The following is a 23,248-nucleotide window of genomic DNA, read 5'->3' as shown; positions in this document are numbered from 1 at the left end:
TAACAAAGAAAAAGAAGCAAAAAGAAAGCTTCAACAATAATAATAACATATTAATTCTTGTTGAAGCTAATCTAAAGGTAAGTTTGCCTGATGACCAACAAACCCCAAATTGCAGTTCTTGATGACTACCAGGGCGTAGCGCTTATCATGGCCGACTGGACAGTTGTACAACAACGCGCTGATGTATCGATATTCAATGATCACTTAACCGATGAGGCAGAAATTGTTACCCGGCTGCTACCTTTTGAGGTGGTTTGCGTAATGCGCGAAAGAACGCCATTGAACAGGCAATTGCTTTCGCAGCTTCCTAATCTAAAACTGATCATCTCTACCGGCAGGCGGAATGCGTCCATAGACGAGAAGGCTGTACAAGAGCTTGGTATCACACTAAAAACCACGGGCTATTTCGGCGGCGGGGCTCCTGAATTAACATGGGCAATGCTGATGGCTATTGCGCGCAACATCACCCTTGAAAATGCAAACCTGAAGAGTGGCCTTTGGCAAACCACTATCGCTACCGACCTGGCCGGGAAAACCATAGGGATCATCGGACTCGGTAACATCGGCACAAAAATAGCGGCTTACGCCAAAGCATTTGACATGAACGTGTTGGCCTGGAGCGAAAACCTCACCGAAGAAAAAGCAACCGTAGCCGGGGCAACGTTGGTAAACAAAGAAGCGCTGATGCGGGAATCAGACTTTATAACCATTCATTTAGTTTTAAGCGATAGGTCAAGAAATACAATTGGCCAGCATGAACTCGACCTGATGAAACCAACGGCTTATTTTATAAACACCTCAAGAGGGCCGTTAGTTGACGAGGATGCGTTGGTAAGTACCTTACAGCAGAAAAAAATAGCCGGCGCAGCTATTGATGTTTATGGAATTGAGCCTCTGCCAATTGATCACCCCTTCCGCAAGTTGGATAATATATTGGCAACGCCGCATATTGGTTATGTCACCGAAAAAACATACAAGCTTTTTTATGAGGATACGGTGGCAGAATTATTGGAATGGCTAAAACAAGTATAATCGACTCTTATTTTATTTTTCATTCGCTTATTTAATTCCAGGCACCAATATAAAAGCCTTTAAAAAGTAACAGAAGCTACTTTTTAAAGGCTTTTGTCGAGAAGTTGGTTAGAGCAATAGCAGAGTTGTTCTTGCTGCCTAATGGCACGCCAATGAAAAAACTCTTAATACATCGTTGTTAAACAATTGGGGATTGTAATTTTTTTATCGATGTAGATATTCAGGTACATTAATCGTTATGAAAAGATATTAAGGGTTAACAACTACGACTCTTCTCTTGAGTACCGGTCTACGAACCACAACCACTTTTGCCGGTGCAACAATTACCGCAGTCCTTACGGCGGCTGCGGTAACTACCGGATGTGCGACAACTGCCGCTACAGCCACCGGGTGATTAACTACGGCAGTTGCAACAACAGGATGAACTACCGCAGGTTTTACTACCACTACTCTGTTAACGGGTGCTCTTACTACTACCCTGGTTTGTGCCTTAGCACTAAAGCTCCCTGAAATTGCAAGGGCTGCTACAAAAAGGATCTTTTTCATGATGTTTTTATTTTTTATTTTAAAGATAGACCGCTGCAAGTGCATCAGGTTCGAGCTTTTGGGGCGAGGCTGAAAAAGCCGGGGGTGAACTGATAGCAAAATGCGGTTTAACATAAATTAAGACCAAATCCAGACCTGTTATTAGTATTATTTGATATCTTCATATCATTATGCAACGAGCACTTATCGTATTGGCGTTTTTATTTTTTGGCAAAGCGGCCATCTGCCAGCAGGCAACCTATACCTTGCCCTTACCCGCCAAATGGGGCGTAGAAAAAATAGCATTCCCTATTTCTTTTGCCCCGGCAATCAACTACAAAGCAACGGAGGAGATCCGCTTTATGCCGGGTTGGAGTGATGCAAAAAGCGCAGAATATTGGTCGTACACATTTATTTGGTTTATTGAAGGTACACCCGTTGTTAACGACGATAGCTTAAAACAGGACCTGTTACAATATTATAACGGGCTTTATACCAGCAACCAAAAGGCTGATCCCGCAGGAAGTAAAAACTTAACTCACCTTGGGCTAAAAAAGGTAGCTACCGCGCCCGCCGACAATGAAACCTATGAAGGGATTATAGTGACGCTCAATTTTTTAAACAGGCAGCCGCTAACTTTAAACGCACGCATCCATATCCGGCGATACCCGGCGGTCAACCATTCTACAGTACTTTTTGAGATTTCGCCGCAGGATTATAAGCATAATAATTGGACGCAAATGGATGAAATAGTAAACGGTTTTGTTGTTAAGTAGATCCTCGTAATTTGTCCGATAAAATCAGCGATTTTATTTTTATTCCTTAAAAGGCGTTGTTATTTATGAGGTGTCATGGAATTTTTTTATTTTTCATGTAACATTCAATTACCTCCCTGTCTCCAAAGTGTACTAAAACAATTAAGATCATGACCACTAAAGAATCATTTTCCATAAACGGCTCAGGCCTGCTGGATAAAATAAAGGAACTCATAAAAGAGGGTAACGTTACCCGGATAATTATTACAGACAAACACGGCAAGGAACTTTTGCATTTCCCTTTAACTGCCGGCGTTGTAGGTGTTATACTTGCACCCATGTTTGCAGCCATTGGCGCAGTAGCTGCGCTGGTAACCGACTGTACAATTACCGTTGAAAGAGAAATTGCAGACGCAGAAATTGTAGATGACGAGAAAACATCTTAAGCCTTAAAACAACACGATCCTATTTTATTAAATGAGTAAACAACAGGACAATATATTAACGGTTGATGGTCTGAGCATAAGTTATGGCAGCTTCAATGCGGTTCAAAACGTTTCGTTCAGTGTCCGCAGGGGCGAGATATTTGGCCTGCTTGGTCCCAATGGGGCCGGTAAAACCAGTACCCTCAGCGCCGTTGAAGGGTTGCTAAAGCCACAGGCCGGGACTATTTTAGTTGATGGCAACAATGCAGTTTCAAAACCTTTGCATGCCCGCGCATCATTGGGTGTGCAACTCCAATCCACCAGCTTTCAGCCCGAACTTTTTGTGATAGAGGTGTTGCAGCTTTATGCGGGGGTTTATGGCGTACCGGCAAGCAAGGCCGATCTGATGGGAATTTTAAGGGAGATAAACCTGGAAGACTCGGCAATGAAGAAGTTTGGTGAGCTTTCCGGCGGACAGCAGCAAAGGGTGTCGTTGGTTATTGCGACCATTCATAACCCAAAACTTGTATTGCTTGACGAACCCACTACCGGGCTCGATCCCCAATCACGCAGACAGCTATGGGAGCGCATTGAAGCCATCCGCGAACGCGGGCACGCAGTTTTGCTTACTACCCATTCCATGGAGGAAGCTGAATCAGTTTGCGACCGGATTGCTATCATCGATCACGGCAGGGTGATAGCCGTTGACACACCGCAGGGCATGATCGATAAGCACCGCGATGATCCTGAAGTTATAGCCGTTTCGCGCAGGGGCAGAATCACGCTCGAAGACGTATTCATCGCATTAACAGGCAAGGCAATACGCTCCTAATATCACCAACACATTAACAAGCAATTAATACCAATGGAGACATCGATCCCTAAAATATCTACCGTTTTAAAAACGCTTTTACGCGCCGATTTTACAACACAATGGCGTAACCGCAGGGCGGTGGTGCTGACGTTGATTGTGCCAGTAGTTATTCTTGCTTTATGGAAGGTATTTGTTGAAAAAATGGGCGGCCCTTTTGTACTATCAAACAGTATAACAATTGGGTTGGTGGCTACCGGTCTAATGGGATATTCAAATAGTATAGCCCGTGATCGCGACAAAGGCATTTTTCAACGGCTTAGAGTTGCACCCTTACCTTCATGGACTATTATGGGAAGTCGCATAATAGTACAGATCGTCATGATATTACTTATAACAACATTTGTATTTATAATAGGTAAACAATACGACGGGATAACGCTTACTCCTTTGGCCTACGTATTAACCTACTTTACGGCTCTCGTTGGTGGAGTAGTTTATTTGAGCATTGGACAGATGATTGTTGGGCGAATTCAAAATCCAGAAACCGTAAATTCCGCAAGCCGTTTTATTTACTTTATATTCATTATGTCAGGAATGCTTGGTGAAATGTACATAAATGAAGTAGGGAAGACAATTCACGACATAATTGTATGGTCACCTTATGGTACAGTTAAAACAATTTTAGCAGCCGGGATGGAACCAGCAAAATGGAACAACAACGCTTCTATGGCTTTGCTCGCCACCCTTGGGTACACCGTAGTTTGTACAACGCTGGGTATAAAATGGTTTAAATGGAATACGAAATAGTGGGGTAAATATCAGTTGATGCTGATTAAAAGAAAGCTTTCGAGCCTCGGGATAAATTCCTCAATTTTACTACTGCCACTGGCTTTTCCTAAGCCGCCCTTTCGAAATGTATAAAGGATCTTACCATTGCCCAGGCATTCGAAGTGAAATTCAAGATCTTCTAAATCCCATTGCAGGTAAAGGCTATCGGCTGCGGTAAGCTCGAATTTGCCGGTACGTTCAGCATTAATATCATCGATATAATTTAACAATTTACCGGCGCTACGGAGCATATGCTGGGTCGGGATAAAGTTTTCCGGGCCGGCGTTATTTAAGATCTCTTCAATTTCGGGGTGAACCAACATTTGCTGTTAAATTAATCAGCTTTTTATACGTGCGCCGCAGGCAATAGTTGCGTAAATTGAATTGAAAATATTGCGATTTTAAAATGTCATAAGCGTAGCTATCTGTTATTTATTACAAGTTTTGGGCGTAAATCATCAACTCACTTTCAAATCATCAAATTTTCAAATTAATTTCACCGGGTCGATTTTTAAAAATTCAAAATAATCCTACCTTTACAGCCAATTAACAAACAATTCTTGTTGACAAGGTATCATGAAAAAAGTTAGCGTACTTCTTATTATAGTTGGAATAATAATCACTATCGGGTTAATCATTTACTACAGATCGGCTGTTAATCCTGTTGATTCTGATTCAATGACCATTAACCGCAGCAACGGTCAATCTTCTGAATGGCCTTTATTTGTCGGCATCATCTTTACCTTTGTTGGCATCGTATTTTACTACGTAAGCCATACTGAAAAGAAGGCTTAATACTGAGTTATATAAAATAATAAGAGCAGGCTAAATCTGAAAAAGGAGATAGCCTGCTCTTGTTGCATACACTATTTTAAAAAACAATGATCGGTTTTAGTTTGCCTTTTTCTTTTTGTGATACCCAAATGCCACAATAAAAGCAATCCCGCTGAAACCTAACGCTTCAAAAACGCTGGTTAATTCGTTACCCTTATCTCCGTATGGATCGGCTATTGTGCGCGGGATATGTAACACCAGCAGCCATATAAATATCATCGCGCCCAATAAAAGGGCAGCCAGCTTCAATTGAATTTTCAAAATGATGCCTACTCCGGCTGCTATGAGCGCTACACCCGCAAAATAAGTCCAGAAAAGATGGCTCGGGATCCAGGCAGGCACGAGCGGTGCTACGAAGGTTGGGTATAAAAAATGAGCCACGCCAAATAATATCATGGTTATTGACAGGAACGTGCCGCCAAAGGGAATTAACTTTTCCAGCAGCCAGATCAATGATGGCGTTTTTTGATCATCAGCTTCGCTTACCGGGTAGGTACCGGCCACTGCAAATGCACCACCCGCCAATACCAGTTCCTTTAACGCGTTAGTCCATGAACCTAAATGATCCTTATATGGGTCCATGATTAATTCATAAGGTGCCTGGCACAACAGGATCAACAAAAGAAACAGCCCGCCTAATATCAGCGATACCTCCCGGGCCCATTTGTCAATAATAATGCAAATGCCAGCAGCAATTAACACCACGGTAAACAAGTAGGCCCAAAAAGCAATGCCTGGTACCGATGCACCCCATGGCGGAAATATTACCGGCCTGAAATCGGCATAAAAAATTTGTTGAACGCCAAGGCCGGCTATCATTATCCCATAAAAAATACGTCCCGCTTTAATAAGTTTTTCCATTGATAAAAAGGTTGGTTTATATCGATCTAATTTCGGGCGTAGGAATAGGGAAAGCAATTCACCGCTTGTACATGTTGAAACAAGTTTGTACAAGAGGAATAAACAATGTTTTATCCTTGCAAATCAAACATTGAATATTACAACTGCAAGGACAGTTTCAGCCAAATTATCCCCATGCCTCACGTTTTTCACGCAATTTGTTATCAGAAAAACAATTAAATGTCAACTTTTCATACTGGCAAAACTAAGTACTTCCTTTTCGGTTATCTTGCCATTATGATTACACGAGATGACATTTTTGGCTATACGCCTGATGATAAATACAAAACTACTGTCGCCTATTTTTCAATGGAATTTGCCGTTGACCAGGCGTTGAAAATCTATAGCGGTGGATTAGGCTTCCTGGCTGGTTCGCACCTGCGCAGCGCGTACGAGCTGAAACAAAATTTGCTTGGTATAGGAATGCTTTGGAAATATGGTTATTACGACCAGGGACGCGATGGCAACGCCCTGATGAAACCCGAATTTATTGAAAAGCAATATTCCTTTTTACAGGATCCGGGTATTGTGTTCACGGTTCCGGTTCATGATTCGCCGGTACACGTGAAGGCTTACCTGCTCAAACCGGAAACATTTGGCTCGGCCCCTTTATTTTTATTAAGTACGGATATCCCGGAGAATGACGAGCAGTCGCGCACCATTACGCGCCAACTGTATGATCCTAATGAGACCACCCGTATTGCGCAAAGCATTGTGCTGGGAATTGGCGGCGCCATGCTGCTCGACATCCTGCAGATTGAACCCCAGGTTTACCACATGAACGAAGGGCATTCATTACCGTTAAATTTCTACCTGTTTGCTAAGCATAATAACAATTTAGACGAGGTAAGAAAAAGAGTAGTGTTTACCACCCACACCCCTGAAATGGCCGGCAACGAGGAACATGGTTATGGACTACTGAAGGACATGTCGTTCTTTTACCACATGCAGGAGCATGAAGTGCGTTCGGTATTGGGGTTAGAGGGGGATAAGTTCAATTACACGCTTGCAGCGTTAAAATTTGCGCGCAAGGCAAACGGTGTATCAAAGATTCATGGCGAAGTCGCCCGTCAAATGTGGGGCAGCAATCCCGGCATTTGCGAGATCACATCCATCACCAACGCACAAAACAAAACTTATTGGAAGGATGATGCGCTGGAAACGGCGCTCAGCAAAAAAAATGACACGGCGATCACCCAACGAAAAAAGGAGATGAAAAGGCAGCTATTTAAAACAGTAGCCGACCAATGCGGAAAGTTATTTAATGAAGATACGCTTACAATAGTTTGGGCCCGGCGCTTCGCCGGTTATAAACGCGCAGATATGGTAATGTATGATTGGGACAGGTTTTTAAACCTGGTAAACAACCCGGATCGCCCGGTACAAATTATCTGGGCAGGTAAGCCATATCCAGAGGACTATGGCGCGATAGATTTGTTTAACCAGATCATCAGCAGGGTAAAACCTTTTGCCAATTGCGCGGTACTTACCGGGTACGAGCTCGGCTTATCTGCTCTATTGAAAAAAGGCGCTGATGTATGGCTCAACAACCCGCGGATGTATCGTGAAGCATCAGGAACCAGTGGAATGACAGCCGCGATGAACGGCGCAATTAACGTATCACTACCCGACGGCTGGGTGCCCGAATTTGCTAAGGATAAAGAGAACTGCTACGTGATCCATCCTGCGGACAACCAGCTGTCAACCGAAGAAAAAGACGCGCAAGAAGCCAGGAACTTGATGGACACGCTGGAGAACGTGGTTGTCCCAACTTATTATAACGACCAAAAACAGTGGCTAAGCATTTTGAAAAAAGGGGCAAGCGATGTGGTACCTGCCTTTGAAGCCGGGCGGATGGTTAAAGAGTATTACGAAATAATGTATAACAGTTAACCGGTCTACTTAGGGTTTATGTACACGGATGACAACTGATTGGTCGCCGGATTGGCCACAAACAACATTGGGTATTGCGCCTTGGTGCCCATGGCTGAGAGCATTACCCAACCCTGGATAACTTCCATTGGTTTTTTATCCGGATTGTGGAAGCCCATGGCGTGCTGAAGCCCTATAAACTGGTACCCGCTTACGCCATTGCCTGAAGCATCCGCGTTTTTAAGCAGGGAGGTTATTGGCTCGAGGTTTAGCCCGGGTTCCATATCGCCGGGTAAATCGGTATAGCGACGGGCAACCACGGCGGCCATAAAGGTTTTAATTTTTGCAGTTATTATATTATTCTTTGCCAAAAGGGAAGATTTAAAATTGATGTTATCGGATGTCATTCCACCTGCCTTTACCCGGATTTGGAAAAAGGACGGCAGCTTTTCCTTGTAGCTGTTTAAAATTTGATAGGCCGTATCGGCGCAATGATAGGCTACGCCAACCAGCACAGTTTTCGATATGGCATTATTTCCGCCTAAATCAACCACAATTTCTTTTTTGCTGCCGTTAAAGCCATTGGTATTGGCTTCCACCCCATCGCTCACCGTAACCGAAATGGCTTTGACCTTATTTTTTATGGCGGCGCTTATCTGCTGGTTGGCTTTAAAATCAATGGTGCAGGCTGACAATAACAGCAATGCAATGACGGTTGAAGTTATCCTTTTCATGTAGTTTTTTATTTATCGATAATTAATAAAGATTTATTCAAAACATTTGTTTTGATAACATTATAGCGATTAAACATTAGTTAAATAGCCATTAAAACTTATCTTTACCCCCGAGGACTAGAATATGGGATTGCCACTGCGGATAACTTACAACGAACAGGATTACATTTACCAGATTATTGACAGCAAGATAATTAATCAGTATACTACTGAATTACAACTGGTTGTAAATGGCGAAAAGGTGGAATTAATTAAGAACGACAAGCGGGTTTGGGTGCAAAAGGATGCAGAAAAATCCTTAGACCCGGAGCTTGTGCAGGCGCTTGGTCGCTCTGTTTCGTTAAGAATGAGGATGTAATTGATTCCGTTTGTTATTCGGGATTGATTTTTTTCACATAGACCTCATCAACCAAAATCATTACTATCACCAGCGCAGGCACGGCCATTATTATCCCCATTGCGCCACCCAATACACCCATAACCAACTGACCGACAATGGTTAATGCCGGTGGTAAATTGATTATCTTTTTCTGGATGATAGGCGCTATGATATTTTGCACCAGCGTTTGCACTCCAATGTAAATAAGCGCCACAATAATTGCCTTATCGCCACCCATAGTTAGCGCCAGTAATACGCCCGGGATCATAGCTGCAAACGAACCAAAGTTTGGTACAATTACCAGGATGCCTGCCAATAATCCAAGTACCAGCGCAAGCGGAACCCCCATTATCATTAACCCGATAGGCAGCAAAATAATGATCATCACCATGGAGAGCATGGTGCCCTTAAGCCAGCCCTTTAAGGAAATGCTGACGCGATTTATGATATTCCTGGTCAAATCCTTATGATCAGGCGGGATCAGCAGGATCAGCCCATCCTTGTACATAGTTGGGCTTGCTGTAAAAAAGATCCCCAAAAATAAAATGATATACATATTACCCAAAACGCCAAAGCTTGTGCTGAAAAACTGGCTGGCGGTTGCGAACAGCTTATCAGAGCTGCCCCCCGAAGTAGCTTCGAGCAATTTGCGTCCTAACGGCGTTTCGGCCAGTTTTATCTTGGCATCCTTAATGGTTTGCGGCAGGGTGTCACTTAAAGCCGAGATCTGGTTCTGGATTTTACTGCCCATAAACCAAAGCAGAAACGCCAATATGATGAATGAGCCGGCGATAGAAATTATCATACTGGTACTGCGCTTCCATTTTGTTTTGCGCTGGATAACATCACCAAGCCCGTGAAAGTAAACAGATATAAGGCAACCCGCCAGCGCCATCAGCAAAACCCCAAAAGCAACCCGGGCAATCAGAATCAGTATAGCCACTATAGCTACTATACCTACAGTGTGCCAAACCTTTTCCGTATAGCTTAGTTCCTTTGCAGTTTTGGGTGGTAACGGCTTTTTTTCGGGCATGATAAGTGGCAGATCAATTATAATTTAAACTTACAGAATTAACTGCACACTTAACATTAGTGTTAAGGAAATGTTTAGGAAACTTATCCTGATCACTTTGTCGTTCGCCGTGACCAACATAATTGATTACGGGCAAGGGCTTAAACTGCCTCTTACACTCGCTGTTCCGGGAGAAAGATGACAGCAGGAATTCAGGGAGGGCATTGTGGCAAATCCACAGGTGCCGAAACAGAGAACTGTAATAGTCTGAAACCTACGCGGCCAATCTGTAGACGGCATCCAAGCTTGTTCCACGAGAACGCAGAGGGAACTCGCTTCTTTAGATTTTGTCAATGCATTATATTTTACTTCTTTATTTAATCAAATTTACTTACCGATATCTTTTTACCAGTCTTCCATAATCCCAGCAACATAAGATAGCCATTTCTCCCTGGGAATGGACCTATCGATATAAAAATCAGGCGCTATCCCCTTATTGTCAATCGTATAATCGGGTATTCGTAAACTTTTGGAAGTACAGTACCATAGGGTATATTTCTTATCAGGAGATATTATACTATACATATTGGATATATCCAGCTCACCCATAGTGGTCGTGCCGAATAATTTAACTTTTTTACTTTGTTTGGCTGCTAACAAAAATTGCTCTGCCGTGCTCCCGTTATTACCATTGATCATTATCCCAACATTTTGGGGTAGCGGGTGCTTGGTATTATAACTCGTTATGTAAACATCTCTGTCCCTCAACCGGATGAATTTCCCTATGTTGGCATTTAACGTGTCCAGATAATGGGTATAATATTTTCTCCAAACTTCCGGTATGTTTTTTTGGGCTAGCTGATCTTCCCATATTTTATTGTTATTTTTAGTTGAAAGACGGGTTACAGTCACCATACTGATCGGATTGGTATACAATATGGGCAAGATTTCGTCAAAACTGGCGTCATCGCCGCCGCCATTGTCGCTTATATCAATTACCAGGTTCTTTTTACTCAGAATCTTATTGAGATTAGCGTGAATTACACTGTCAATTTCCTTTTTATATTTTGAGTCAAAAGTGGGAATACGCAAATAGACAGTGCTGGAATCATAATCCTGAACATAGGCGCTACTATGTGCAAAAGGATTAACTGCTTTCTTATTAGTCGTTGTTTTGTTATCCAGCACAGAATTGTTTTTTATAGGTTGGCTTTGGTTGACTATAAAGCCAAAATGACCGACCCGGAAGAATTTGGCCCATTGCCGCATGGCAAGCATACACGAATCGGCGTTTGTTATCCTTCTAACCTTTTTTTGAAAAACGTTATTGTGAATTTGATAAGCCTCACTTCCCTTCTGATCAAGGATGTATTGAAAGCCGGCATCATTATCTTCAAATGCTTGTTTCGCCCACTTAAAAGCTAAAGAACAGTTGCATTCCTGGGCAAATGACCTGCCGCCAACAACGATGATCAACGCTAAAAAAAGCAGTAGTTTAGTTTTCTTCATTGCTATTTAAAATGATTTACACTATAAGGTGTGAAAAGACTAAAAATGTTGCACGGCAGAAGCGAAAATATCAATAAGTGTAAGGTGATTTTTATTTTTAGAGGGACCCTTATCCCAATGCACAAGAACGCGTGCTATGAAGTGATATATCAATTATAATTTAAACTTACAGAAATAACTGCACACTTAACATTAGTGTTAACGAAATGTCTAGGAAACTATGCTGATTATCTTTTCGTTCACTGTAAGCGACAATGAGTGATTATAGGCAAAGCCTCATAAAAAAAACAAAACCCCCTTACACTCGCTGTTCGGGGGTTTTAACCTAAACCTTATCACAATGCACACGAACGTGTGCTATGAAGCGGCAAAGTTAGTATTTTAGAATCGGCAATTATTGGGGAATATTTGCCAAAAGTTATTAGATTTTAGCATAAAATACATAAACAGCCATAAATCCGCTCCTATTTAAGCGGCTGGTGCATCATCAAATTATTAATAAATGTCTCCATTTCCGCTGCGGGCCGGGCAAAAATTAAATAAGCCTGGTTGCCTCCATCAATCCAGCTATTGCTGGCGTCGGCATTAACTATCACCCTGCCATAATGCAGGTTAAAATAAGGCGCAGCGCCGTTTATGCCTACCAGTACAGCCGTTTCGTCCCAGCTCATCCTGCCGTTCGCGTCCTCCTTTGCCTGTGGGATGGAAATCCTGAATACATCCTTTACCGGGCTATTGGTGATTTTGTTATTGTTGATAAGCGGAATACCGGTGTGGACCTGCGCGCCAATTTCATAACCGCTAAATATTACCGGCCTTGTCCAATGTTTAAAAACATAAACTGTCCGCGAGGCAACGTGGTTCATGTTATATTCGCTGCCCGACGGAAATCTCCCGGCCATCGAAACCAGCTTAGCTACCTTTTTTTCAATCAATTGTTCCCCTGTTAAAGGCGAATATTCGTCGGCCTGCGATCGCATTAAATCGGCTATATTGGTAAAAAAACCAACCGTAATAATGGTAACGCTGGTATCGGGCTGCGTTGCCAAAATCTTGCGGTACAGTTTCACTGCATCCATGGCATCGGCATTTGTTTTTATTTTATGCGGATATTTTGCAACAAGCGTGTCCGACCAATGCTGCCAGCCGGGATCTTCTGATGTCGTGCCAGTTGGCACGCCTATTGGAATATCGGGGCGGTTAAAGTAAGTATTAAACACGCTTAAAACGGCCGCAACCCGTGGGTATTTGCTACTGGCAATTGTTGCTAAAATATTGGCTTTGCCTATATCGGCATAATAATGTAATAGGGCAATTGCACCAACATCGTCATAATCGCTGGCCATATCTGTATCAAAAATTACGCTTACGGGTTTGGTGCGTTGAGCTGCTGCATAAAATGAGCAGCTTGTTATGAGGAAAAGGAGTAAGATCTTTTTTATCATGATGGATGATTGATAATAGAATTCAAAATAATGCGTAAACTGTCCCAAAGCTTTTCCATAGCGATGGATTTTAAACCCATCGCTATAAAGAATCTTCAACAGCAACTATTTCTTCAACGCAAACGCTACATACGAATCGCCTGATTTTGTGCCGAGCTTGCCGCCACCGCACGCTATTACTACATATTCTTTGCCGTTTGCTTCATAAATTGATGGTGTGGCGAAGCCTGCATTCGGCAGTTTTACCTGCCATAATAGTTTGCCATTACGCTTGTTAAAGGCCCGGAACATACCGTCGCTGGTGGCAGCTATAAATAACAAGCCGCTTTTTGTTATTGCCGATCCACCGTAATTTTCGGTGCCGGTATTCTTTACGTTTTTAAAGCGAGCATCCTGGCCTAGAGTATCCTTCCATAAAAACTGGCCGGTATTCAAGTCAATAGCGGTTAGTGTCCCCCATGGCGGCGCTATGGCGGGCAAACCATCTTTGGTTAAAAACTTATTGTAGCCAGATGGGCTGTATGGTACGCTCCGGAATGCTTCCTTTGCCGATAAATGCTGAACAAATGGCTTCTTCTGCTCCTTATCCAGGTTTAGCACATAACTGGCAATGGCTTCCTTTTCCTGCAGCGGCAAGTGATGGAATGCCGGCATCATCCGGCGACCGTTATTTATAAAATTGATAAATGCGTTCTCATTCAGCTTTTTATCTACTCCGATCAACGACGGGTAATTACCCCCACCCTTCCTGTCCTTACCATGACACGACATACAATTTTGCTGAAAAAGCCTCACTCCTGCCTGCAGGTAATTCTCCTTGCCTGTTGCTGCTTCCTTTACATCATACATCTTCAGGATCCACGACATCTCGCTTGCATTTATATAGATCACACCGCTGTTTGGATCAACTGACGGGCCGCCCCACTCTGCTCCCCCGTCAAAGCCGGGAAATATGATAGTGCCTTCCTTTGATTGCGGTGTAAATAGCTGGCCGGTGTGAAATGTTGCCAACTGTTTCCTGATGTCCTCGCGCGATGAGTCTGGCAGGTAAGGGTTAATATCCTTTTCGGTAAACGATTGCCTTACAAAAGGCTTTGGCAGTTGAGGTTCGGGCTGGGTAGGCCATAATTTTTCGCCCTTAAGCGCCGTAACCGTATCAACAGGTACTTCTTTAATAGGGAACAACGATTTGCCCGTTTCCCTGTCGAAAACAAAAACAAAACCCTGCTTGGTGGTTTGTACCACTGCATCAACCATTTTGCCATCGTGCTTTACTGTTATCAGAACAGGCGCCGATGATGGGTCGCGGTCCCATGTATCGTGGTGTACATATTGAAAGTGCCAAAGTAATTTGCCGGTGGCGGCATCCAGCGCCAGCAGGCAATTGGCATATAAGTCGGCGCCGCGGCGCCTGCCACCGTAAAAATCCATCGAGGCAGAACCAATGGGGACATAGGCTATGCCGCGTTTTTGGTCGATGGTGATCCCCATCCAGTTATTGGCTCCGCCGGTAAGTTTATAGGCATCTTTATTTTCCCAGGTTTCGTAGCCCGGTTCTCCCGGCTGTGGAATGGTATGAAAAACCCACTTCATTGCTCCTGTGCGCACATCAAACGCACGGATATAACCCGGGGCGGCATCCATACTTTCGGATACGCGGGTGCCTGTTAAAAACAGGTCCTTATAAATGGTACCGGGTGTTGTTGCTGTAACAAACAGATCAGCTGCGTTTTCACCAAGGCCAACATGCATTTCAACCTTGCCATGATCGCCAAAGCTGTCGATCAGGTTCCCGGTCTTGGCATCAACAGCCTGCAGGTATGGGCCTGTTACGTATAGAATGCGTTCGTCGTCCTTACCGTCAGTCCAATAAGTTACTCCGCGATTATTGTTGAGGTTAAAGCGTGTGCCTTTATTATCTTTTTTTACAACGGGCTTGTACACCCATTTTTGTTTCCCCGTTGCAGCATCCAGCGCAAAAAGGCTCATAGCTGGTGTAGTGCCATATAAAACCCCGTTTACGATAATCGAATTACACTGGATCTGCGATTTTGCCACCGTATCGGCATCACCGGTATGATAGGTCCATACGACTTCAAGGTTATTAACGTTGCCGGTGTCAATCTGCGTTAATGTCGAATAGTGGTTCATGTCAGGATTACCGCCCGCCATACGCCAGCCATCGTAACCTGGATTTGAACCATTGTTACAGGCAGCAATTACAGTAACAGCCAGCAGCAGGCCGTAAAAAAGCTTTGTTTTTGATGGATTCATTATAAATATCGAGGATTGTGTGGCTTATATTAGCTGGATTTGAATACCCGGCTACGCAATTTATGATTAAAAACAACGAAGAGAAAATTATTTTTTAATAAGTATACATATTATATGTATTTATATTATATTTGCATTATAAACTTTAAAACTATGTGGACAAAATCTTATTCAGTTACCACTAAGGAGGTAACAAAAGAGCAAATGTGGAAGCTATTTGCCGATGTAAACAACTGGTCGTCATGGGACGATGGAATTGAATTTACCGAGTTAACCGGTGAATTTGAAAAGGGTAATTCGTTTATCTTAAAACCAAAGGGTGGCCCGAAGCTAAAAGTGGAACTATTGGAAACCACCGTTAATAAAAGTTTCTTGGATGTAACCCCATTCCCAATGGCTAAAATGTACGACAACCATACGTTTGAAGAAACCCCGGACGGCCTGAAAATAACCAACACCATTTCGGTAAAGGGAATTCTGGCGTTTGTATGGGTAAAGCTGGTTGCAAGCGATATTGTGAAAGCCTTACCTGGGGATGTTAAAAAACAAATTGAGGCAGCCGCCAAATTATAAACACAAATTATCACACTCATTAAATTTTAAATATCATGTGGACAAAATCTTATTCAGTTACTACTACCGATGTAACAAAAGAACAAATGTGGAACTTATTTGCTGATGTAAACAAATGGCCCTCATGGGACGAGGGCATTGAGTTTACAGAATTAAAAGGTAATTTTGAAAAAGGCAATTCCTTTATTTTGAAGCCGAAAGGAGGTCCGAAAATCAGGGTAGAATTATTGGAAACGGTTATCAATAAAGGCTACCTGGATGTAACTGCGTTTCCTTTAGCAAAAATGTATGGTAGCCATGATTTCGAGGAAACTCCGGAGGGACTAAAAATAACTATTACTATTTCGGTAAAGGGGATCCTGGCGTTTCTATGGGTTAAAATAGTTGTACAGGACATTGTAAAGGGATTGCCCGCAGATGTTAAAAAACAAATTGAAACGGCCGGCAAATTATAATTTATGGATAAACCAGGTAATGCATTCAATGTAATGAAAGCCGAAGACAGCCCCGGATTCCTGCTTTGGCAGGTGACTACCCTATGGCACAGGGCAATAAAAAAGGCGCTCGACGAAATAGATCTAACACACCCGCAGTTTGTATTGCTGGCCAGCTTGCTTTGGCTCTCAAAAACCAAAGCAAGCATAACGCAGATTGATCTTTCGCATCACAGCAAGATCGACCCGATGACCACATCGACCATAATTAAAACCCTGCTTCGAAAAGGGCTGGTTGAAAGGCAGGAACATGAAACAGATACCCGGGCAAAGTCAGTCACGTTGACTGAGAATGGGATTGCCATATCAAGGCAGGCCGTGCAGATCATTAATAAGGTTGACGATGATTTTTTTACGGGACTGGGGAAGGATGTTAAGGATTTTAACGGAATGCTTGTTGGGCTGTTGGGAAGGAATAAGATCTAAAAATGGTAATTTAGTCCTCTTCTTACTTATTTTGCACTTTAAATTGATTGAATATTGTGATCGTCTCCAAAAAAATAGAAAACAACGAACTTTATCTATACATGAATGGCAAGCTTATCTATAAACGCTGGCTTGAAACTGGGCAGTCCAAAGTTTTCGATGTAATGGCTTACGATAAATATACTTTAACAAGCATTCGGGATTTAGAATACGATAATGCGCCTTACGGCCTTATGCCGATAAGAGCTAAGATCAGGCTTAAAGCTACAGCGGAAGGGGGACGAAAAACCGGATTTATAAGCGGTTATCGACCCAACCATGTGTTTGAATATCCCAAGGATGGAGGCCTTCTTCAAACGTTTGAAGGTGATATAACCTTTGATGGACAACAGACGATAGAACCCGGTGAAACCAAAATAGTGACGATTAGATTCATATTAAATCAACCCTTAGAAAAATACCTTGATAAGGGACGGACCTGGTGGATCCACGAGGGAGGGAATCTCATTGGGGAAGGGGAGATTTTGTAAAGCGAAACAATTTGTCTGTTGGTGGAAACTTTGACTCATTATTCCCAATGATAAATAATTCCCCCTATCCAGTTATCCGCTAACCATTATCTCCCGCACGCTTGCCAAATGGTGATCATCATGCTCGGCAACAAAATATGCCAGATCGATGATACGCATCGGAGTTTTAAGGCGCGGATGCAGTGCGGTGTTGGATAGCTGCTTATCATCCAGGTTCAAAAGCTCATTTACAAGCAATCTTCTTTTTTCCCTGAAGCGCAGTAATAAAACATTTATTTCCGTGGCGTCGTGATTGGCTTTGTGTGTAAGTTGATTGGTGAGATCGGTAACTCTTAATTCAGCCTCGTTATTTATAAGATCATGAAGCCTGCCCAGCCATAGGGGTTCAAGGTCTGAAAGGTGGCCTATTTCCTCTTTAATTGTCCATTTATCCTTAAGCTTGAATGTCAGCAAACCTGGCTTTATCTGGCTTACTATTTCTTCAATCCGGGCGGGTGTTCCGCTTAAGCGTTCGATGATTGCCGGTAAAACGCCGTTATCATCAATTAAGGGAAATTTCCTGTTAAACCATTCTGTTTTCTGCATCGTTATTGATATTAGCGCATTAATTAACTGTATGGATACCGCCACAAATAAACGAAAAAACGGAGCCTAACTTAACTACTCAACTTAAACTCCACAAAAAAAGGGTCCCTTTCAGAACCCTCATCTCCATTGGTAGATGGTGAAATATATTTATCTATAAGGCAATCTGCGCAGAGCCGTTTTTGCGGCCTGACCGTGCTTTTATTGTTTGAAGATCCTGTTGCATTATTTGTTGAAGCTCCTTATCAAATTTATTCAAGAACAGAGCGGCGATCAATGTAATTTTTTGAGTTTTCATAAGCTTAGTTTAATTTAGTTGTTGTGGTTTGTGTTTAGCTAATTGCATACCAAAACATACGATAACTTTAAAACGCTGGTTTTAAGCGCAGGATAACTCTGAAATCCCGGCGCGGACTAAAATAACTGTATGCTTATATATGCACTGCGTCTTAAAAAGAGAGTGAGTTCCGTCTTAATATGATCTTATCGATGTGCTTACCGATAGCATCTACGATTTTTTCATCAAGAAAATCTTCCGTTCGTTGCATCCATGCGCTGCCAACCTTGAACAGCATACATTCCTTTCCATTTGGAAACCGAACGTTCCATACGTGCCACGACTTAAAGTAGGCACTGGTGATATTAATAAGCTGGGCAGTTCCGTCTGCTAAGTCTATTTTGTAATTCATCGGCTGAAATATTTTATTAAAACTTACTCAGACCTATACGTTGTATCCGGGCAATTATTGTAAGATATTCCCCGCCGTTTTAATAACATGATGAATAACAAACAAATAAAATTGATTTAAATTATTTCGCTCATAATATAACTTTATCTTTACTAAATTGTTATTCAGTTAATAACAGTCGTTTTGTTTTAAATCAATTATTAATGGCGCTCAAAAACCCAAGTTTAGCAACAGCAGTTCAAAAAGACAATTTCATAACCCGGTTTGGGGAAATCGTAAAAAACAACAAAGAGTTAAAGGATAATTACCGGGTCCAGTTTTTCGACACGGCGTCCAAAAGCAATTATGTGATCAATGGCCTTAACGGGAAATCGATAAATGTTCTTGCCTCCTTAACGTTAGAGGAACGTGAAGAATATAAGGTTTTAAAAAGCGACTGGCAGGGTTAGCCGCTAAATCAATCCCGCAAACCAAATCAGGGCTTTTTCTTGAGGTCGATCTTTTCCTGCAACTCAAAGGTTAGGTTGGTAAAGGAATAGTTGATAAGGTCGTCATCTATAGTAAGTTTGCAATTGGCTTGCGCCAGCTCGCTGGTCAGGTCTGTTCCAAGCGCCTTATAAATTCCTGCCGTATATGCTTTTTTAGGAAAGTCCCTTCCAAAATCTGTTATTGTTCCCATAGTACTTTTTTTAGCAGTCCGTTTATTCTATAACGCCTGCACATCAAACCATAAAAAGCTGATATTGTTACGCAAATAAACGGTTTATTATTCCGCACCCATCTTTTCATTGATAATTAATAACAGAAACACCTTTTCGCTGTTGAACATATACACTTCTAACGTGTAGTAATTCCCAAACAATGAGCGAAGAACAGATTTCCCCGAAAGAAAAAAAGGTCAGAGCCGAAGCAGAAAAAGCTGCTAAGGCTAAACCCGCAAATGATGACATGAATATCCCGGTACCGGATGCTGCAATAACCCCACCTCCCTCTGAAACTGAAGCGGCATTAATTAAACAGGCTGAGAATCCGTTGGGGGACCCGGATAAGAAATGAGGGGGTAAAAGGCGAAGCGCAAAGATCTGGCTTTTTTAATAGGCTGTGACCATCTGGGTTTATTCCGACCGGTTTGCCGAAAAGTTCAAGAGCCTGAATGAGAGACAGTATCCTACCTTTTATACCTTGGGCTGCTATTTTGTGTCCGAAGCAGCATTTTCCTTATTGACAGCACTTTTTGCCTTACGAACATTTACAAAGAAGTAAATTGATAAAAATAGAGATATACCAGCATCAACCAACGTTCCGATACCCCCAGCAGTATTACTTGAACTTATGCTTGCAATTCCCTTATACATTTCATAAAAAAAATATAAGAGCATAAAAGCACTTCCAAAGAGCAGTATCTTTCGATACCTGATAAAAAACACTTCCATAGGAACTCTATTTGATTATTAACCGCAATATACAATAAAGCAAGCCATCTTAACTTACCTCCGATTTTGTGATGTCAACTGAACCATTTCAGAACCACCTTCTGTGCAGTTTCCCGGAGAACCACTTCCAGTAAAATACCGGGTGGAGAGCGCAGAAAAATCCTTCGTTCGCCTATATCCGGAAGATTTATTAAAGTTCCGCCTAAGTAATGAGAATGTCATCTTATTTTTTAAAGGTGTGACCTTTAAATAAACATCATACCTTTGAATTATTAAATAAGAGCTATATGAAAAGCGAAAGACTATCAGATCAAATCAGCGTCCGCATCCGGCAGGATATTCTGGATAAAAAATACAAGGCCGGTGAAAAAATACCTACGGAAAAGGAGCTAATGGCAACCTACTCGGTTGGGCGCTCTACAATCAGGGAAGCGATTAAAAGCCTGTCAATGGCGGGTGTTGTAATGGTGCAACAAGGGAACGGCACGATTGTAAATGAAGAAAACCCATCTCAAACCATAGATGAGCGCTTGAAAAACGCTGACTTTGACGAAATCAATGCCGTAAGGAAACTGCTGGAGGAAGAAATTGTCAAACTGGCGGTTGAGCACCATACCGCTGAGCAGCTGCAGGAAATGGAACAGCAGCTTGCGCTTCGCAAACAAGCTATAGCCGACGAAGACCGGCTGCAATGTACAAATGCGGACGTAGCCTTCCACGTGGCAATTGCCAAAGCCTCCTCAAATAAAGTTTTATTTAATCTTTATCAGCATTTCACCCAAACCATACGCTCATTTTTTTCACAGCGCGAATTGCAGGGCATTGGCCATTTTGCATTGAGCCACCATTTGCACGAGGACTTGTACAAAGCGATCAAAGGCAAAAAAAGAAAGCAGGCGCTGGACATTATCAAACTTATCCTGGACAATAATTATTAAAACGATGACTATTTTAACATTCACACTGATATTACTTGCCGGCGCCTATCTTGCCGGTCTGGTCGGTTCGCTCACCGGTTTGGGCGGCGGCGTTGTTATTATCCCATTATTAACCCTTGTTTTTCACGTCGATATACGGTATGCAATTGGCGCCGCACTGCTGGCTTCGATTGCCAATTCTTCCGGTGCAGCCAGCGCCTACGTTAAAGAAGGCATCACCAATATCCGCCTTGGGATGTTCCTTGAAATCGCCACAACAATTGGCGCCGTTGGCGGGGCAGTGATCGCTGTTTATACAGCGACCAACACTATTGCCATTTTATTTGGCGCCATTCTTTTATTCTCCGCTTATATGACCATCCGAAAAAAAAACCAGGAGGTACTGACCACTGGAAGTAACATGGCGTTAAAAATGAAACTGAACAGCACCTACCCCGGCAAAGATGGTGAGGTAGCTTATCAGCTAAAAAACGTCGGAGCTGGATTTTCCATTATGACACTTGCGGGTGTGCTTTCCGGCCTGCTTGGGATCGGTTCGGGGGCGTTAAAGGTGCTGGCTATGGATTCCACCATGCATATTCCCTTTAAAGTAAGCACCACGACCAGTAACTTCATGATTGGTGTTACAGCAGCGGCCAGTGCCGTAATTTACCTGCAAAGGGGTTATATGGACGCTGGCATTGCCTTTCCCGTTGTGCTAGGGGTGCTTGCAGGCGCTTTCACCGGTTCCAAATTACTTACCCGGCTGGATCCGAAGGTGTTGAAGTATATTTTTTGCGTGGCTATTTCATTCGTAGCCCTGGAAATGATCTATAACGGTTATCATCATCAATTTTAATGCATCATTTAATCATTTGAAAAATGAAAAATTTAATTTCTAAAAAAACTTCAGCAGATCACGATATTGAGCGGCTCATCGGGTTGCAATTAAGATTTGGTGTGATCACCGCCAGCCTAATCGTGCTCATCGGTGGTTTAATATATCTTAAACAGTTCGGAGCCCAGGCAGTTCCCCATTACCATTTATTTATCGGCACCAAGGCCGGGTACACAAGCCTGGACGAAATTTTCAAAGGCGCGTACACCGTCAATGCAAAAGGCATTGTTGAGCTGGGTGTAGTGGCACTTATCATTACACCTATTTTGCGGATCGCTTTTTCCCTTGTAGGCTTCATTATTGAAAAAGACAAATTATATACATGGATAACGTTCACCGTTCTGGTTATTATGATGACCAGCATTTTTGGGGGCTTAAAAATCTAACTAAATGTTTATACACCCGTTACCAGGGCACACACAACCTTGAATTTTAATAATAAAAACTTTATGAATATGAAAAAGTCAACCAACATCATCGCCAGGCTATCAAAAATCGGCTTATTTTTCGCCTTGATATTAACCTTTGCTGTAGCTGAGGCACAACAACAACCATCCGGCACTAAAAATGTCGTCCTGGTACATGGGGCTTTCGTAGACGGTTCCGGCTGGAAGCCTGTTTATGATATCTTAATAAAAAAAGGCTACCATGTGAGTATTGTGCAACAGCCGCTAACCACATTTGCTAATGATGTAAATGCGGTTAAACGAATTTTAGATCTGCAGGATGGACCCTGCATTTTAGTAGCCCATAGTTATGGCGGTGCAATTATAACAGAAGCCGGTAATGATCCGCATGTTGCAGGCCTGGTCTATATTGCCGCGCACGCGCCGGATAAAGGGGAGAATGAAGCAGCCAATGGAAAATTGTATCCACCGGCATATAAATCACTTCAAAAAACCGCAGATGGCTTTGATTATATCAACCCTGCGCATTTCCATGCTGACTTTGCTGCTGACCTGCCTGCAGGGATAGCAGAATTTGCCGCTCATGCACAAATGCTTACAGCGGACGAGGTCTTCCATGCGGTAATCCAAAATCCGGCATGGAGATCAAAACCAAACTGGTATATGGTTGCCAAATCTGACCGCATCATTAATCCCGACCTGGAACGCATGTATGCCAAACGAGCCAACAGTCACACGGTAGAAGTTAACGGAGCAAGTCATTCTGTCTATGAATCGCATCCTATCGAAGTTGCCAAACTTATCATTGAAGCCGCAAGGCAGGCGCCAATTGGTAAACAAAAATAATTTTATCAATAACGCAGCAAACCCTTAATGCCCGTAAAGCTCACACCGTTCATGCAACGGACGACTGGGATAGTTGGCAAACAGGCCCCATTACTTTAAATATTCGATACAT

31 protein-coding genes are annotated in these 23,248 nt (G+C 42.6%); 18 read left to right on the top strand and 13 right to left on the bottom strand.

What is annotated here, in order from left to right:
- The first annotated feature begins 90 nt into the window (after positions 1 to 90).
- Entirely contained in the window at positions 91 to 1,032 is a 942-nt protein-coding gene (locus KXD93_RS27275) for a D-2-hydroxyacid dehydrogenase family protein (RefSeq protein ID WP_258140707.1), read from the top strand.
- Positions 1,033 to 1,281: 249 nt separating this feature from the next.
- On the opposite strand, the gene KXD93_RS27270 is transcribed toward KXD93_RS27275, so the two are convergent.
- Positions 1,282 to 1,578 (bottom strand): hypothetical protein, encoded by a 297-nt coding sequence (locus tag KXD93_RS27270; protein WP_258140706.1) that lies wholly within the window; start codon positions 1,576 to 1,578, stop codon positions 1,282 to 1,284.
- 170 nt (positions 1,579 to 1,748) lie between these two features.
- On the opposite strand from KXD93_RS27270, the gene KXD93_RS27265 reads away from it, so the two are divergent.
- The 4 genes from KXD93_RS27265 to KXD93_RS27250 all read left to right on the top strand — a co-directional run bounded on the left by KXD93_RS27265 (position 1,749) and on the right by KXD93_RS27250 (position 4,358).
- Complete coding sequence (locus KXD93_RS27265) at positions 1,749 to 2,333, top strand: hypothetical protein (protein ID WP_258140705.1); 585 nt, start codon at positions 1,749 to 1,751, stop codon at positions 2,331 to 2,333.
- Between the two features lie 149 nt (positions 2,334 to 2,482).
- A complete protein-coding gene (locus KXD93_RS27260; RefSeq protein ID WP_258140704.1) occupies positions 2,483 to 2,758 on the top strand; it encodes a DUF4342 domain-containing protein in 276 nt (91 codons plus the stop codon).
- Positions 2,759 to 2,789: 31 nt separating this feature from the next.
- Positions 2,790 to 3,569 (top strand): ABC transporter ATP-binding protein, encoded by a 780-nt coding sequence (locus KXD93_RS27255; RefSeq protein ID WP_258140703.1) that lies wholly within the window; start codon positions 2,790 to 2,792, stop codon positions 3,567 to 3,569.
- A gap of 33 nt (positions 3,570 to 3,602) precedes the next feature.
- Positions 3,603 to 4,358: an ABC transporter permease gene (locus KXD93_RS27250; protein ID WP_258140702.1), complete on the top strand. Its 756-nt coding sequence runs from the start codon at positions 3,603 to 3,605 to the stop codon at positions 4,356 to 4,358.
- An 11-nt stretch (positions 4,359 to 4,369) separates the two neighbouring features.
- Here KXD93_RS27250 and KXD93_RS27245 read toward each other — a convergent pair whose 3' ends face one another.
- On the bottom strand, positions 4,370 to 4,702 hold the full coding sequence (locus tag KXD93_RS27245) for a hypothetical protein (RefSeq protein ID WP_258140701.1): 333 nt from the start codon (positions 4,700 to 4,702) through the stop codon (positions 4,370 to 4,372).
- Between the two features lie 253 nt (positions 4,703 to 4,955).
- Here KXD93_RS27245 and KXD93_RS27240 point away from each other — a divergent pair, with 253 nt between their 5' ends.
- Positions 4,956 to 5,174: a hypothetical protein gene (locus KXD93_RS27240; RefSeq protein ID WP_258140700.1), complete on the top strand. Its 219-nt coding sequence runs from the start codon at positions 4,956 to 4,958 to the stop codon at positions 5,172 to 5,174.
- A gap of 96 nt (positions 5,175 to 5,270) precedes the next feature.
- Here KXD93_RS27240 and KXD93_RS27235 read toward each other — a convergent pair whose 3' ends face one another.
- On the bottom strand, positions 5,271 to 6,074 hold the full coding sequence (locus KXD93_RS27235) for a DoxX-related protein (RefSeq protein WP_258140699.1): 804 nt from the start codon (positions 6,072 to 6,074) through the stop codon (positions 5,271 to 5,273).
- A 276-nt stretch (positions 6,075 to 6,350) separates the two neighbouring features.
- Between KXD93_RS27235 and glgP the strand changes: the two genes are divergently transcribed.
- Positions 6,351 to 8,006: an alpha-glucan family phosphorylase gene (gene glgP, locus KXD93_RS27230; RefSeq protein WP_258140698.1), complete on the top strand. Its 1,656-nt coding sequence runs from the start codon at positions 6,351 to 6,353 to the stop codon at positions 8,004 to 8,006.
- 5 nt (positions 8,007 to 8,011) lie between these two features.
- On the opposite strand, the gene KXD93_RS27225 is transcribed toward glgP, so the two are convergent.
- The gene (locus KXD93_RS27225) at positions 8,012 to 8,719 is read right to left on the bottom strand and encodes a hypothetical protein (RefSeq protein WP_258140697.1); all 708 of its coding nucleotides are present in this window, start codon (positions 8,717 to 8,719) and stop codon (positions 8,012 to 8,014) included.
- A gap of 124 nt (positions 8,720 to 8,843) precedes the next feature.
- On the opposite strand from KXD93_RS27225, the gene KXD93_RS27220 reads away from it, so the two are divergent.
- Positions 8,844 to 9,077 (top strand): hypothetical protein, encoded by a 234-nt coding sequence (locus KXD93_RS27220; protein WP_258140696.1) that lies wholly within the window; start codon positions 8,844 to 8,846, stop codon positions 9,075 to 9,077.
- A 13-nt stretch (positions 9,078 to 9,090) separates the two neighbouring features.
- Here KXD93_RS27220 and KXD93_RS27215 read toward each other — a convergent pair whose 3' ends face one another.
- From KXD93_RS27215 to KXD93_RS27200, 4 genes are all read right to left on the bottom strand, one after another.
- The gene (locus KXD93_RS27215; RefSeq protein ID WP_258140695.1) at positions 9,091 to 10,131 is read right to left on the bottom strand and encodes an AI-2E family transporter; all 1,041 of its coding nucleotides are present in this window, start codon (positions 10,129 to 10,131) and stop codon (positions 9,091 to 9,093) included.
- A 384-nt stretch (positions 10,132 to 10,515) separates the two neighbouring features.
- Positions 10,516 to 11,619 (bottom strand): S41 family peptidase, encoded by a 1,104-nt coding sequence (locus KXD93_RS27210; protein ID WP_258140694.1) that lies wholly within the window; start codon positions 11,617 to 11,619, stop codon positions 10,516 to 10,518.
- 464 nt (positions 11,620 to 12,083) lie between these two features.
- The gene (locus KXD93_RS27205; RefSeq protein ID WP_258140693.1) at positions 12,084 to 13,163 is read right to left on the bottom strand and encodes a nucleoside hydrolase; all 1,080 of its coding nucleotides are present in this window, start codon (positions 13,161 to 13,163) and stop codon (positions 12,084 to 12,086) included.
- 6 nt (positions 13,164 to 13,169) lie between these two features.
- Complete coding sequence (locus tag KXD93_RS27200) at positions 13,170 to 15,338, bottom strand: outer membrane protein assembly factor BamB family protein (RefSeq protein WP_258140692.1); 2,169 nt, start codon at positions 15,336 to 15,338, stop codon at positions 13,170 to 13,172.
- 153 nt (positions 15,339 to 15,491) lie between these two features.
- On the opposite strand from KXD93_RS27200, the gene KXD93_RS27195 reads away from it, so the two are divergent.
- The 4 genes from KXD93_RS27195 to KXD93_RS27180 are packed head-to-tail and all read left to right on the top strand — an operon-like array spanning position 15,492 to position 17,361.
- Positions 15,492 to 15,911, top strand: coding sequence for an SRPBCC family protein (locus KXD93_RS27195; protein WP_258140691.1), 420 nt, complete (start codon positions 15,492 to 15,494; stop codon positions 15,909 to 15,911).
- 35 nt (positions 15,912 to 15,946) lie between these two features.
- On the top strand, positions 15,947 to 16,366 hold the full coding sequence (locus tag KXD93_RS27190; RefSeq protein ID WP_258140690.1) for an SRPBCC family protein: 420 nt from the start codon (positions 15,947 to 15,949) through the stop codon (positions 16,364 to 16,366).
- Positions 16,367 to 16,369: 3 nt separating this feature from the next.
- A complete protein-coding gene (locus tag KXD93_RS27185; RefSeq protein WP_258140689.1) occupies positions 16,370 to 16,831 on the top strand; it encodes a MarR family winged helix-turn-helix transcriptional regulator in 462 nt (153 codons plus the stop codon).
- A gap of 47 nt (positions 16,832 to 16,878) precedes the next feature.
- Positions 16,879 to 17,361: a hypothetical protein gene (locus KXD93_RS27180; protein ID WP_258140688.1), complete on the top strand. Its 483-nt coding sequence runs from the start codon at positions 16,879 to 16,881 to the stop codon at positions 17,359 to 17,361.
- Between the two features lie 72 nt (positions 17,362 to 17,433).
- On the opposite strand, the gene KXD93_RS27175 is transcribed toward KXD93_RS27180, so the two are convergent.
- The 3 genes from KXD93_RS27175 to KXD93_RS27165 all read right to left on the bottom strand — a co-directional run bounded on the left by KXD93_RS27175 (position 17,434) and on the right by KXD93_RS27165 (position 18,635).
- Positions 17,434 to 17,946, bottom strand: a complete 513-nt coding sequence (locus KXD93_RS27175) for a DinB family protein (RefSeq protein WP_258140687.1) — start codon at positions 17,944 to 17,946, stop codon at positions 17,434 to 17,436.
- Between the two features lie 154 nt (positions 17,947 to 18,100).
- On the bottom strand, positions 18,101 to 18,244 hold the full coding sequence (locus KXD93_RS27170; RefSeq protein ID WP_258140686.1) for a hypothetical protein: 144 nt from the start codon (positions 18,242 to 18,244) through the stop codon (positions 18,101 to 18,103).
- A gap of 151 nt (positions 18,245 to 18,395) precedes the next feature.
- Positions 18,396 to 18,635 (bottom strand): hypothetical protein, encoded by a 240-nt coding sequence (locus KXD93_RS27165; RefSeq protein ID WP_258140685.1) that lies wholly within the window; start codon positions 18,633 to 18,635, stop codon positions 18,396 to 18,398.
- A gap of 203 nt (positions 18,636 to 18,838) precedes the next feature.
- Here KXD93_RS27165 and KXD93_RS27160 point away from each other — a divergent pair, with 203 nt between their 5' ends.
- Entirely contained in the window at positions 18,839 to 19,084 is a 246-nt protein-coding gene (locus KXD93_RS27160) for a hypothetical protein (protein ID WP_258140684.1), read from the top strand.
- A 26-nt stretch (positions 19,085 to 19,110) separates the two neighbouring features.
- Here the strand turns inward: KXD93_RS27160 and KXD93_RS27155 are convergent, their stop codons facing one another.
- The gene (locus KXD93_RS27155; RefSeq protein WP_258140683.1) at positions 19,111 to 19,314 is read right to left on the bottom strand and encodes a hypothetical protein; all 204 of its coding nucleotides are present in this window, start codon (positions 19,312 to 19,314) and stop codon (positions 19,111 to 19,113) included.
- 182 nt (positions 19,315 to 19,496) lie between these two features.
- Between KXD93_RS27155 and KXD93_RS27150 the strand changes: the two genes are divergently transcribed.
- Positions 19,497 to 19,691, top strand: a complete 195-nt coding sequence (locus KXD93_RS27150; protein ID WP_258140682.1) for a hypothetical protein — start codon at positions 19,497 to 19,499, stop codon at positions 19,689 to 19,691.
- 134 nt (positions 19,692 to 19,825) lie between these two features.
- Here KXD93_RS27150 and KXD93_RS27145 read toward each other — a convergent pair whose 3' ends face one another.
- A complete protein-coding gene (locus KXD93_RS27145; RefSeq protein WP_258140681.1) occupies positions 19,826 to 20,068 on the bottom strand; it encodes a hypothetical protein in 243 nt (80 codons plus the stop codon).
- A gap of 287 nt (positions 20,069 to 20,355) precedes the next feature.
- Here KXD93_RS27145 and KXD93_RS27140 point away from each other — a divergent pair, with 287 nt between their 5' ends.
- From KXD93_RS27140 to KXD93_RS27125, 4 genes are all read left to right on the top strand, one after another.
- A complete protein-coding gene (locus KXD93_RS27140) occupies positions 20,356 to 21,006 on the top strand; it encodes a FadR/GntR family transcriptional regulator (RefSeq protein ID WP_258140680.1) in 651 nt (216 codons plus the stop codon).
- A 4-nt stretch (positions 21,007 to 21,010) separates the two neighbouring features.
- Complete coding sequence (locus KXD93_RS27135; RefSeq protein ID WP_258140679.1) at positions 21,011 to 21,844, top strand: sulfite exporter TauE/SafE family protein; 834 nt, start codon at positions 21,011 to 21,013, stop codon at positions 21,842 to 21,844.
- Between the two features lie 23 nt (positions 21,845 to 21,867).
- Entirely contained in the window at positions 21,868 to 22,269 is a 402-nt protein-coding gene (locus tag KXD93_RS27130) for a DUF1634 domain-containing protein (protein ID WP_258140678.1), read from the top strand.
- A gap of 69 nt (positions 22,270 to 22,338) precedes the next feature.
- Positions 22,339 to 23,136 (top strand): alpha/beta hydrolase, encoded by a 798-nt coding sequence (locus KXD93_RS27125; protein WP_258140676.1) that lies wholly within the window; start codon positions 22,339 to 22,341, stop codon positions 23,134 to 23,136.
- Positions 23,137 to 23,248 lie beyond the last annotated feature (112 nt).

The sequence above is a fragment of the Mucilaginibacter phenanthrenivorans genome (assembly GCF_024721155.1).
Classification (GTDB): Bacteria; Bacteroidota; Bacteroidia; order Sphingobacteriales; family Sphingobacteriaceae; genus Mucilaginibacter; species Mucilaginibacter phenanthrenivorans.
The sequence above is the reverse complement of the archived record's forward strand: the minus strand, read 5'-3'. Positions and strand labels throughout refer to the sequence as shown.